6 protein-coding genes are annotated in these 13,313 nt (G+C 55.5%); 2 read left to right on the top strand and 4 right to left on the bottom strand.

The window, feature by feature from the left end:
* Positions 1-380: 380 nt before the first annotated feature.
* Entirely contained in the window at positions 381-1,718 is a 1,338-nt protein-coding gene (locus NCR98_RS32085) for a hypothetical protein (protein WP_250528420.1), read from the top strand.
* Between the two features lie 589 nt (positions 1,719-2,307).
* Here NCR98_RS32085 and NCR98_RS32080 read toward each other — a convergent pair.
* Both NCR98_RS32080 and NCR98_RS32075 read right to left on the bottom strand, forming a co-directional pair.
* Complete coding sequence (locus tag NCR98_RS32080; RefSeq protein ID WP_250528419.1) at positions 2,308-4,017, bottom strand: response regulator; 1,710 nt, start codon at positions 4,015-4,017, stop codon at positions 2,308-2,310.
* Positions 3,974-5,485, bottom strand: a complete 1,512-nt coding sequence (locus tag NCR98_RS32075) for an ATPase domain-containing protein (protein WP_250528418.1) — start codon at positions 5,483-5,485, stop codon at positions 3,974-3,976. Before NCR98_RS32075 ends, NCR98_RS32080 begins: the two co-directional genes overlap by 44 nt.
* Positions 5,486-5,554: 69 nt before the next feature.
* Between NCR98_RS32075 and NCR98_RS32070 the strand changes: the two genes are divergently transcribed.
* Positions 5,555-6,103, top strand: a complete 549-nt coding sequence (locus tag NCR98_RS32070) for a response regulator (RefSeq protein WP_250528417.1) — start codon at positions 5,555-5,557, stop codon at positions 6,101-6,103.
* A 743-nt stretch (positions 6,104-6,846) separates the two neighbouring features.
* Here the strand turns inward: NCR98_RS32070 and NCR98_RS32065 are convergent.
* The gene (locus tag NCR98_RS32065; RefSeq protein WP_250528416.1) at positions 6,847-7,125 is read right to left on the bottom strand and encodes an HU family DNA-binding protein; all 279 of its coding nucleotides are present in this window, start codon (positions 7,123-7,125) and stop codon (positions 6,847-6,849) included.
* Between the two features lie 758 nt (positions 7,126-7,883).
* Positions 7,884-12,794 (bottom strand): hypothetical protein, encoded by a 4,911-nt coding sequence (locus NCR98_RS32060; protein ID WP_250528415.1) that lies wholly within the window; start codon positions 12,792-12,794, stop codon positions 7,884-7,886.
* Between the last annotated feature and the right edge of the window lie 519 nt (positions 12,795-13,313).

Raw genomic sequence — 13,313 nt, 5'->3', positions numbered from 1 at the left:
GCCATTGGCTGCTCAGGGTCGTCAACACTCGTCCGCCGAGTCCGGAATGCGACATCGACTGCGCTGCATAGCGAATGGCAGCAATGTTGCATGCTGCAGCCCCACGCCGGCTGAATGCCTAATGTCGGCAAAGGCCGATGATCCGACGTCCGTGGCGGCGAGCGAATGACCGTTGCACTCAATAAAAACACTTAACGCAGCGGCTTTCCCACGGCCGAGTTGGGTGAAGATTCGGGCCCAACACTAAAAATCCGAATTTCAAACGACGGCGTGCCAACGCCCGTTGGAGCGAGGTTCGTCAAGCTTTCGAATGGGGCAGCCGACGTTCCCTCGTCTATAATCCGGCTTGATGGTCAATCCGCATCACTGGAGCCTAAGCTATGAGCCAAACCCGCGGTCGCAATGCGGGGTACCGAGACAAGGCAAATGGGCGGCAGCCTCACCACCTGTCTAAATCCACTTCTTCGCCCCGCAGCCGTACCCCCTCTCAGTTGCCTTCGAAAGAGCCTGCTTTAACGGCGTCAATCATTAAGACGCGATCGTTTCAGTTTCTAGTAAATGCGGTCGGCGCAGAGAATATTGCGTTGGCGCTGGACTCCACGCTGCCACGGGTAGCGGAACTGATGAAAGGCGAAAGATTCACGCCCGAGACTGCTTTCCACATGGAGACCACACTTGGTCTGCCTCATGGGTATTTCGATCAGCCTTACCCCGCTCTTTCGCCCGAACTCCTTCTTCGCTTGAAATCGCCTCTTGAGTTTGCCCGAGCGAACGACGAAGCGGACGACGACGTCAAGACGCAGACGCCACTGGCGGCGGCCGTCCCAGTCATACAAGACCAGCTGTTTGTTGCGGACGGTTCGTCCGAGGATGCAAAAATGCCATCTCAGAAAACGAAGAGCTCGAACAGCAATGCGAAGACCGGGCGGGCTCCACTCGCCAAGCAGCCAGCCGAAAAGGCCAACGCAAGAGCCGCTTCTAGCCGACGCGCAGCAATCGAAGCAACGGCGCCCCAACAACTGAGCCTGCCCGAAGGCGCCACGGTCGAGAACATCCGACGCGCTAACCTTCATGTGCTCACTAAACGCAACGGATCAAAAGCCAAACTTGGTGTTGTAATGGGAATGAGCGGGTCGAACATGGCGCATCGACTGTATGGCAAGAAGCGCATGGACGAGACAGAAGCGAGTCGCTTCACCAAGCAGCTTGGCTTGCCAGCTGGCTGGTTGGACCATCCGCGCTCTGAAACGGAGATACCCAAGTCCGTCTCGGCTTTACTCACGCCCGCATCACGCGCTCGTGCAAACGCTGAAGGACAAGCGTCTCCCGCTGCCACGCTTAATGTCGACGCACCGGATGGATCGTTTCCAGCTTCGTTGGCAAGCGAGACATCGTCCGCTACCGCCGAGCGCGCAAAGGCCCCTGTTGTACCCGAACCTCAGCCCAATAGTGTCGTGACGGCGGCTGCTCCAATGAACGAAACCGAACAGCCTGCTGCAATGGATGTACATACGATCGAAGAGAACAGCCAGCGCGTACCGGCTCCTGCGCTTGCAAGTGCTGAGTCCCTACCAGCATCGGCAACAATTCTGCAAGGTCTGGACGGTATCTCGCCAATTGCCGAAGCGCTGCTCAAGACGTTGGCGGGTAAAGCACGAACAGGTCGACTCGACGAGTTGACGGCACTCGAGCTCCTGCACAAAGCAGTATTGCTTTGACTTGATCCGCGTCGGTTTCAAAAAGCAGTCGTCCGTTTGTCGCGTCCGTCGCGCCTGGATTAGGCCAATTGCGCTGCGGGCGCTATCGCGATTAAGGAAGAGAAACCCCCGATAAGTGGTCGCCCGAAAGCCTGCCGTCCGTCATCAAAACGCTCAATTGCCGTGACAGCCAGAAGCGTTTGCACCCTTAAGCGTCGAGCACACCTTATGCGCCACCTGGTAGCCGTATCCGGCATCCACGATCGCAAAGTGCACAATCCACAAGCCATTGCGAATGGCGGCCGCTCCACGGAAAAGCGCGTGGTGGGCGCATGATCTGGATAACGCGGTGGCCGCTTCGTGCAGCGGCTTCTAAACCGCCGCCCGCGCGAATGCTGTTCAAATCGCCAATATGTGCCCCGGCATGATCACTCGCTTCATGTTGTACGCCAGCACGTGCAAGCTCATCTCCGTGCTCATCCGCTCGATGGTTCGTGTCAGAAAATGAGTGGCCTTTATGCCGAAAACGGTTTGGCTCCTTAACAGCGAAAGTTCACAGACGCAGGCCGGACTATACTCATCGGACGGACAGAGCACCCCTCTTGCTGTCTCAGAACGCCGACGCCCGGGAGTTCGGCTTCAAGATCATGGCGACTCGCTCAAGCAGTGCATTCATCACAAATGGTTTGGTCAGCACTTGGGCATTCTGGTTCAGTTGCTGACCAAGCGACACCTGTTGTTGGGCGTAGCCGGTGATAAATAAAACCTTCAAGTCGGGGTGCGACTTGCGGGCTTGCTCTATCATCTCCACACCGTTCATCCGTGGCATGCCGATGTCGGTGATTACTACATCGATCCGTACGCCCGACTGCAAGACTTCCAGCCCCTCGACACCATTGCTCGCCTCGATTACTGCGTAGCCCGCGTCCCGCAAGATTTCGGCGATTAGGATGCGGACGCCGTCCTCGTCGTCGACCAATAGCACTGTCAACGTGGGCGGCAGGTCCATCCCCGCTTCGCCAGCGGTGTTGTGTGGCGTGGCGCCCCGCGCGGCGACCAACTCTGGCAACCACAGACGCACCGTCGTTCCCTTACCTGGCACTGTGTCGATGCTGGCATGCCCATTCGACTGGCGTGTAAAACCGTAGACCATGGACAGGCCAAGTCCAGTGCCTTGGCCCATCGGCTTGGTGGTAAAAAACGGATCGAAGGCCCGCTCGGCGATTTCCGCCGACATGCCTTCTCCAGTATCGGTCACTGCGACCGATACATAATCGCCGGGTACGAGCCCGTAACGCCCGGCCTGGTCCTCACTGAGCGACGCACGATCCGTCTCGATAGTGAGCTGACCACCGTTCGGCATGGCGTCACGTGCATTGATGCACAGATTCAGCAAGGCATTTTCAAGTTGCGGCGGATCGCAGAGGGTCAGCACTGGATCTTCATGCAAGGTCATTTCAAGCTTGATTGAGGGGCCAATCGTGCTCTTAACGAGCTCCGAAACGTCGAGCACCAGCCTGTTCAGGTCGACCGGCTTTGGATCGAGTGTCTGTTGGCGTGAGAATGCAAGCAACCGGTGCGTAAGCGCGGCTGCTTTCTCCGTTGCACCTGAAACGTTGTGGATGTAGCGTCCCACCTCCGTTGTATTGCCTTGCCGCGCTCGCAATTTAACCAATTCGGTATTCGAGCTGATGATCTGAAGCAGATTGTTGAAGTCGTGTGCCAGTCCACCCGTCAGCTGGCCGATTGCCTCCATCTTTTGCGACTGCCGCAAAGTCGCTTCCATTTCCATCAGAGCAGCCGTGCGTTCTTGCACGCGTTGCTCCAACTCACGCGCGGTCAGCTTTAGTTCGATCAGATGTGCGCGAGTCTCATGCTGCCGCGCGCGCGCTCTTACAATACCGCGTGCGGCGCTCTCAAGATCTTTTCTACGCAATGGACGGGCAAGCAGGGTAACGTTCCCCAGACTTGCGAAGAGTGCCCACCGCTTTTGGCTGCTCGCACGGTGGCCAGCGACGGTCAGAATAACAACTGGCAGATCGGACCAGGCCGGCTGCTGGCGTAGTGCGTCAGTTAGCGACAAACCGTCGGCCAGCGCCTCCTCCGTCACAACCAATCCGGCAACCTTAACGCCATCCTCTACCCTCAGCCGCTCGCCCAACTCCTCTACAGTGGCGAGAATGCTCGTCTCTAGATTGATCGCGTCGATCGCCTGCGCGATTGTCGGTGCGTCGACTCCGGACGGCGCGCAGATTGCGATCGAACCCGTGGAGGGACTAGCGTTTCCAATCATCGCGCGTTCTTTCGTCGGAGGCGACATCCAGAAGTTCCTCGTGTGCGCCGCTGTAGACGGGTACACCCGTAAAGATGCCGCGGAGCGTGCTTAACTCGGGACCCACCTGCATGCCAGAGGACGAGAGCCGGTATTCGTGAAGCGCCAGAGTGTGAGCACCGGTGCGGCGTTTGACGATCGACAGCGCGCGACGCAGGGTGCCCGCCGCCTCAAAAAAGCGACACAGCAGCACGGTATCGCTCAGAAAACTGAGGTCGATGGGGTTTTCCACATCGCCCACCACGCCTTGTTGAGCTAGAACCAAAATCGTCACAACGCCCTGCTTGTTGAGATAGGTAAGCAACTCATGAAGGTGCAGGATTAGCGATTGTTCCTCCGGCATCGTGCTCAGGTAGGAGTTAATGCTGTCAATCACCACTAGCCGGACATCACGATCTTCTACATCTCTTCTTACCTGCCAGACAAACTCTCCCGGCGAAATTCGTGACGGATTCATGCGCCGCCAGTAAAGCTTTTTGGCGTCCATCGCTTCAGTCGCATCCAAGTTCATCGATTCATTGCGTCGTCGGAACGTCTCATAGGTCTCATCAAACGAGAAAAAGCTTGCGGACTCCCCGGCCCGCGTCGCTGCCAGTGCATAACTCATTGCCAGCGTGGATTTCGCTGCGCCCGATGGGCCAATCAACATAGTGGTTGTGCCTCGGTCCAGCCCCTGCGGGAACACGTTGTTCAGATCATCGAACACGCTCAACACCGGTGCGCCCCGTACCTCGCCCTTGTGCTCTTCAGCAATCAGACTAGGAAAAACGAGAATCTCTCCGGTCACAATTGCGTAATCGTGCCATCCGCTTTGGAAATCCACGCCGCGCATCTTGGCAATTCGCAAGCGCCGTCGCGCTGCTCCATAATCGCGCTCAAACAGACCCAAGGAGAGCACCCCATGAACGAAGCTATGGAGGTCGCCCTTGTCATTCTCGCTCAGGTCATCCAGTAGGAGAACGGTGGTGTTGCGTTGCTGAAGAAAGCGTTTGAGCGAGGTCATTTGCAGGCGAAACTGCAGTTTGTCCTGCGCGAGCATACGCACTTCGGAAATACTGTCGATGATGATGCGGTCAGGATTTGAATCCTCGATGCGCTTGGTTAGTTGCTCGATGGTCTTTCCAAACTCCACCTCGGTGGGAAACAGCACGGTTTGCTGCCGCTCGGCCTGCGCTTCCTCAGGAATAAGTTCGAAAAATTCGATGCCATCCGTATTCCACCCATGCGTGCTCGCAGTCGTAACTAATTCTTCGGTCGACTCCGACAGCGTTATGTAAAGACACCGCAAGTTACGGTTGACGCCGTCGAGTAAAAAGCGCAGTCCCAGCGTCGTTTTGCCGGTGCCAGGCGCACCTTCGATGAGATGCAACCGATTCTTCGGCAGCCCGCCTCGGAGAATCACGTCTAGTTCCGGAATTCCAGTTTCGATGATGGGAAGTTTGGACTGCTCTGCCATGCCGGACGCGCCTCGACGAAGGTAAAAAACGTCGATGCAGCAACTTTTGATCCTACGAAACGACGACGGGTGTCGTCGAATTACCATGGCAATGTGCGTTCACAAGAAACCGTCGCAAATATGGGCATCGGCGTTGCTCAGAAAAGGCGAACAAACTCGAACCCATTCAACGCCATGTCCGCCGCCCTCATCCCACCTTCGCGCGTCTGGATCACGCGCACTTTTGATCCGGTCGACTCGCCTATCCGCGCCCTTGTGATCGATGACGACGAAGATTACACGCAAGCACTCGTCGCTGTATTGGAGCTTGAGGGTTTTGACGTGCGAACTGCCGATTGCCTCAAGTGCTTTGAGATAACCCGGCATTGGATGCCCAGTGTGGTCCTGCTCGATATAGAAATGCCGATCATGAGCGGCTTTCGCGTCGCGAAGGAACTGCGAAAGCTCGAGCACTGCACGCGAGTGCCGATCATCGCCCATACCTCTCTTCCCGAAGATGACGTTCTGGTGCATGGCATGCCGGTGGGCATTGACGCCTACTGTCGAAAAGGCAATTCGCCTGACGCTTTAGTCTCACTGCTGCGACTCCTGGCACCCGGTAGATTACGCGACAACTAAGAAAAAGCGCCATGCACGCGGCCTTGTCAAGTGTGGCGCTGGTCGACCGATCTAGACGCGACTTAGCGAGAACTGTGAGTCCACATCGAAGTAAATCATGTTCGGGCTAACTGTTAGGCGCGCGCACCTCCCAGTGCGCGTGGAGGCTACTAGACGCCGGCGAGGATGTCAGCGATAAGCTCAATTACCCGCCGGGCGTGTCCACCGTCGAGCGTCATGTTGGTGCCAATGGGCGGATGCGGGCCGATATGACCCACTCCTGACGTTCAGCGCGGGGCGAACATAAAACCGATGCGTTAATCCAGAGAATGCGGGGCCCCAGATAAGGTCCATCTGTTCTGCTGTTGAATGTTGGTGACCAAAGCAAAGACGCCGCGCCCGTGCAGGGGCGAGCGACGAACAAGAAAACGACGTTTAGGCATTTGAAGATGAACTGATTGTGGCCAGGCAGTCACGACTTCGCGGGGCCGATCAAGAACTTGGCATAATGAGATCGACGCACCCTACTATTTTCTTTCATGCTCTCATTGACCGGGCCGTCGCTCAAAGCGAAAACCGTCGCGCGGAACACTCGCCCGCTAACAGGATCGCATTGTCAAGATTTTGGGCGAAGCCTGCGGTCAGCGTGTGATGATCCAATCCATTCATCCCGATGGACGCGAACGGCTGTCGGCAGTGAGATGACGAATCTCCTACCATTCGAGAGCCAGCTGTTTTCACCAAGCCCCGTGAGCGTCGGTCGCTCAGCTTTGGTTGACTGCATCCTTGAAGCTCTTTCCCGCCGTGAACTTGACTGTCTTGGCTGCAGCGATCTCAATTGTCGCGCCGGTTGACGGGTTGCGTCCGGTGCGTGCAGCGCGCTCGCCGCTGCCGAAAGTGCCGAACCCAATCAGTTGTACGGCGTTGCCCGCGGCGACCTCCTTCGAGATCGTCGCTAACACTGCATTGACCGTTTCCTCCGTAGAACCTTTGTTAGTCCCTGCCTGCGTCGCGACGGCATCGATCAATTCTTGCTTGTTCATTGCGATTCTCTCCAAAGTGGTTGAGCGTCATCATACCGAACCTTGAAGAGGGGCGAACCATAGCTCGCGTATCAATTAATACGCATTGGTGAGACATCCATGAGATGTGGCGTACTTTTGAATAGCAGCTGGTGCCTTCCTCTCCGCCTAGCTAACGGCGACGCTGTCGGCAACAGACCTCTAACTTAGCTTGCCGCCAAGCCTCGTTCATCGCAAGCATAGCCTTCAGGCGTCTGGCATCCCGCTTGACTGCGTTGGGAAGTTCGGCAATCAGCCACGCGACCCACAGACAGGCGCTCATTCCCAAGGTCAATGGTGATAATTCGATTTATCACCAATGCGTTTAAAGCCACGGCCAATGTGCTGCAGTCGCCCAACTAGCACAACCTAATCTAGCTTCGAACCGCTTGAACAGCGAATTGATGACTATCGCCGACGCTCACCCATTCGAGCTTAGAGACGACGCTATAAAGACAACTCCTAATCTCCTAACGCGTTGATCTCGAAAAAGCTTCGCGAGCACTACAGCCAGCGCCCTGATCCCCTTTGTGATCGATCCTTGTCGCCTAGCGGCAGTGCTTTGCCGATGTACTGCCCATTGTCGACCGCAGCACGGGTCCAAATACGGTTGATCGACCTGTGCTGACATTGGCGGCCGGGCTTCTCGGACATCATCACCCTAGCGGACTGAAGACCTTGGCTGCGCCACGCTGCGGAACTGAAGATAAGTGGACTCAACATCGGGCCCGCGACTCAGCCTAGCTCAGCCTGAATGTAATGTACCGGATCTTATGGCCTTCAATCGGAGATTCTTCGTTCGCAAAGCGGCGCAACTCATCTCCAATGCGCTGAGCCTCGTTTGGCCGTAGCACGGAGATTTCACTCAGTTTGCCTTTTCCAATCGAACCGAAGGACGTACCCATCCGAAGTCCCCGATCACCGGAGATCAACCAACGGTCATGTAGTAGTGTTTTCGACGTGTCGGCGTGCGATATCGCGACAAAGCGAGTCGGCGGCGGCTGCTGATCTCTTATCTCGGCCCAAGCGTCCGCAAATCGCTCGTCGCCCAAAGCATCATGCTTTTGAAGCTCTTGTTTGCTTGTCAAGATCGTAAGCGGACAGGCCGGGCAATTGGTGAGCACAAGCGAGAGAAATGCTACATCTCCCGGGCTGAAATACGGATCACAGAGAATGACCGGTGCGTTACAGTGAGACAGCCATTCCTCAATTAAACGAAGAGCTTCCTCACGTTTTCCGATACTCAACAACCCATCTGAGACGTCGCCCGAGCTGCCGATGCGCTCGTCCCGCTGCCGTTCTGTGACGGCGCCTACAAGTGAGACGGTCAACTCGGCTGATGTTAACAGCTGCTCCACGATTGGCCTGATTCGATCCTCCGCAGAACGACTATTGGCGTACTTTCGCGCGAAATTTTCGATATGCCACGAGAGCACAGGAAACGCAGACTCAATGGGACTGTCCGATCCTTGCCTCAAAAATCCACTCATCGCCTCAGGGTTCTTGCAATCAAGCCGACCTGACATCAGCCGGTTCAGCGCGGTCCACGCCGCGTCCTGCAAATGCGATTCTTCCTCGTCCTCTAGTTCACGCGATTCCTCAACCGTATTTGCCAGCTTCTGCGTCACCTCAATCTGCTGCAGTTGATTGCGAACCTCCTTTCTCGCTTGAGCCCGAGCGGGATCTTCATCCAAGAGGTCGGCAAGCTCATCAGCGAAATCCTCTCCCAGCTTCGCAGCTACGTCTATGATCTCGCGACGGCGTTGGCGCGCAAACTCTTGATCGTCTGTTGCGAACGTGGCGAGCATCGCCGCGCGTAGCGCGGCTTTAGCCTGAGCCGACCCGTCAGGACCCACGTCGGAAGAAAACCTGATAATGCGCGAGATTTTATCGATTTCAGACGGTATTTGTCCGGCGCATTCAAATGCCTCACTTCTGGTCTCGCTGATCAACTGAACATACTTCTTAGGTACACGTTCGGCGAGCTCATGTAGCACATATGCTCTATCAGCTGTGTTCGACAAAAGCCGCCCTCTACCGATCAGCTCGCGCCAGGCATCGAACGACGTCGTTTCACTCAACATCCATTCGCACGCGGTTGCGAGAATGACGTAGCCATCGTGGCAAATGTTGTTCGGGTCCGGGAGCTTGTTCCTGAACACGGATCGAAGGCGGCTCGCTATCTTTTCCCTCTGCTGGGCCGTAAAGGTCGTGCGGTTGTGCTTATGAAGGACTGTCTGACACAAATCGCTCGTCGCGAAGTAAATCGAACTATCCGTGCGTAGGTTTTCGATAAGGCCACATACATCTCTTCCGTCCTCAGCGCTGATAGCAAACCGCTCTTTCTTTTCGTCGAACCTCGGATCCGTCCACGTCCGACGGTTAAGGAGAATGTTTATCGTGCGCAAGACTGCACCGTCTGCGGAATAATTCGGAAGACGTTCCAGGTAGTCAAAAGCCGTTTCGTGGTGTATTGAAAGGAATATCGCTGGGAACGCTCGTTCGATCAACCTTTGCGATCTTGCGGCTGATACTTTAGCCGTTTCATCGATCAGCGTCACACAATGATTGGCTACGATAACGCGTGCGAAGTCCCTCTTCCCTGCAAGCCAAGCACGGCAAGCCAAGTCGGCATGCATCTCAATTCGAATTTCGGGTACCGGAACAAGACCGACGAGCCGCGTAAATCGTGCGATCGTATCGTCATCAATCGTCGCTACTCTCGCAAGCCCACCAATAGCTCGAATCGACAGCCCCAAGCAGGAGACGACTGCTTGCACATGCGCCACACCGGGCAGCGCTCCTTGGGTCATACAACGTCGACCAGCCTCGTAGTAAGCCTTGGCGTCGTCGGGCCGCCATTTCGCAATGACCCACGCGCAGGTGAAGTACATATTTGCGCGAAACGTTGGCACCGCGCACATTTCGACGGCAGGGGAAATTTTGTCGAGCAGTTGATCCGCAAGTTCTTCGCACTCGCACCGTCCGCTGACACCGGCCAAGAAAGCGAGGGCGGGAGCCCTTTCCTCCGGAATCCTCATTTTGTCAACGAGATTCATTAGAATGGTGCAACCGTCTTTGGTAATACCGTCCTTCCGAGAATGCAACGTGTACAAAAGTTGGCTGATTTCGCTTTCCCGCTCCTCGGAGTTCTGAATTTTGAGGGCGACATCTGCACAGTTGGCAAGAATGGCATCAGTCGCGCTCTCTTCGTACAACGCACGTAGTACCTCAACGAAACCTTCGTCACGTCGGGTCTGAGTGTTCAAGGAACTGGCAAGTTCGACGGCTGATCTGAAGTCGGCGACAGCTAGAGCCTCGAGCGCCCTTCGAACGATGAAGAATTGTTCTGCCGTCTCTGCAAGGATGGTCGTCAGGATCTCTTTGATATCAGCACGGATGATCGCTCCGACGCCGTGGTGTTCTTCCAGTTTCCCGTCGCTGTCAATGCAGCGGAGAGCTCGGAGCATTACCGCTAGACAGTCCAATTTCGTGTCGACACTCTGGAGACCAGCAACTTCGTAATATGCGTCAAGAATTCGATCTGCGCAGCGGCCCGTTTCGCCAGCTTGCTCAGCGTGCGCCAACGTCATCTGCAATTGGATCGAGCGAGACGACACCGCCGTGTCTCGGATCAAGCCTCGCTGGCTGTCAAATCGACCGATGAGGCCGACCATATAATCTTTGTCGCCGGCGAAGGGAAGCGTTATCGCGAGATCGCACAAGTCACTCATTTTCGGTGTGTATGTGGTCTCATCAATCATCGCGTCTAAAGCGTGCTCTGCTATGTTCACCGCTTCAGGATCCGTTCGATGCATGCGTATCCATGTGCATAAGAATGGAACTCGATGCCGCCCCTCGAGATCGGCGATTCGCCCGATCACTTGAGTAAGCGACATTTCTGCCAGCATACCCATTACCGCCGAGGCAAACTTCTCCGTGATCTTTCGATGAACACGGTCTTGGGGTTTAGTTTGTGTCGCGTCTCCGGCGTCTGCAGATCTCCGCTCGTTGACGCCGACGTGCGCGAAAGACCGGTCGGAAGGTCCGGCATCGCGTCGCCCTTGTGTCGCTTTCTCGACGATGGACATCGCGAGATCCGGATCGACAGCAACAAGATCTGCGGCAAGATCCACTGCCGCCTCTCCCATCTCAGCAAAATCGACGCTGCTCGCTTCTTCCTGAATATGTCGAAGAAGCCCTTCATCTATCGATATCTTCGATTCTTTACACTGGCGTGCAAAAGAACACAGGAAGCCGAGTCGCTCCTCTTTCATAGTAGAGCGATTCGCCAGCGTTAGAGCCTGACCCGTCTGGCCTGTCGCAACCAACGCTCGAACTTCCGACCCCAAGCCTGATGACTGCGACATCGTTGCGAATAAGCTCCGCTTTACGGCGAAACCAAACATCTCCGTTAGCATGTTCGCCTGCAGCGCTGATGCAAGTCCGAGCTCGGCACGTGATCGCAACGTCCCGATCGACGCAGTCGACTTCAGCAACGAAGAGAAGTGATCTGATGTCAGCAGTTGAATAAGTTCAGTTACCTGACCAAGTTGCTGGTAATACGTTGGCAGGAAGCGCAACGCAATCGTTCCTCCCGGATTTTTCAAGAGGTAATCAATTTGCGCCTTGAGCGATTCGTTTCGCCGGACTTCTAGCCGCCTCGCGGCAAATTTGCGATGAGAATCGGAGACGAATTCAATGATTTCGACTCCATTCGATCTTAAGAATGTACAACGCTGAAGGACGACTGCAATATCCGCATCGGCGGCGCCTGCCATTTCGACGACTTCATCCTTCGATACGTGCCTGCTCGAAAAAGCAATGATCGATAAGGCCCGCAATTGAGCATCGCTCAATTCGTCGAGGACCGAAAACTCCAGCTTCACGAAGCCGAGGGCTTGCGAAGGGTCAGCGTCTAGTATCGCCTCTAGTGACTTGCCGCCGCGCAGCATTCTTCGTACCGACGCCATATTTCCTGGAAGGCCCTTACACATTGCGTGAATAGCGTGCAGGTGCGCGTCCCCCAGCGTTTCAGCGTCGAAAAACACCTTCGCCTCCTGGAAGGAGAAAGAGGTAAGGTAATATTCCTTCGCTTGTATTCTCCCGAGATATCGGAGGAGCCGCTTCTCGTCGCCTACAATGAGGAAACGGAAATTGTCCCATCCGATCGGCAAGATCTCTCTCATCACCGTTTCAACCGCGCGCTCATCGTCATTTGGAATTTGGTGAAGTCCGTCGACAACCAGGTAAATCGGACGCGCCTTGGACGCGCGACTACGGAGCTTGAGTCGAAGTACATTGAATTCTTCGGGCGAAACGATGTCCTTTGGAAATCTCGTTTCCTCAATGTACCAATGGAATTGTTCGGCTAGGACCAACCTAAGGTAGTCGGCGCTGTATGCGATTCGGCTTGCCGGCTTAATGAACAGGCCAATCGCGGAGTCGGCGTGTGAATTGCAGAATTGGGCACAGACTGTTGTTGCTCCTGAACCTTGGTTGCTGTCCAAGAAGACAACGGGTGTATCTGCAAACAGTCGATCGACGGTTTGAATGATGTTTGATCTGTCAACTTCGGGCGTCGGTGGCTCGGGGAATTCTTTGGCGATCGAAGTTGCAAACACTACCAGCGATTCGTCTTTCGCGTTCACGAGCAATCTCTCTTGTTGTTGTAAAACTATCGCGCTTGAGTGTTGATAGGCAGCGATAATGAGGGCTCTAAATTGATGTAATTGTATAGTTCACGGCACCTTGTGCGGTCGCCCACTTGCTGGCTTGCGCCGCGGCGCTTCACTTCGGCTTAACGGCTCTAGAACTAGACTCCTTGAGCGACGCCTCCCCAGCAAGACGGCGTGCTGGCCTCGTCCCAAGGCGGGCGGATCGCCTGTTGCTACTCGACAATCATTACTTCGCCAGCCCGGACAGGGGTGGTGCTAAGTAAGGATGGATATTTGACTCCGTCGGCCGAACACCTTTGGAATGGCAACGGGTGACGTGACTAAAACTTAGAGGCGATCAGGCCGACTGTCGTTCCGTTGAAATGGCGTGCGTGCTAACACACGCTCGAATGCCCCGCCGCCGTTGCGCGCGGCTTGCCTTCTCAACCGTAGTCGCGTGGCGACTCCCCTTCCTAGGCTTTAGAATTCGCATGCTAATCCTGATAACTCGTA

This window comes from Caballeronia sp. GAWG2-1, assembly GCF_023631405.1.
GTDB lineage: Bacteria > Pseudomonadota > Gammaproteobacteria > Burkholderiales > Burkholderiaceae > Caballeronia.
The sequence above is the reverse complement of the archived record's forward strand: the minus strand, read 5'-3'. Positions and strand labels throughout refer to the sequence as shown.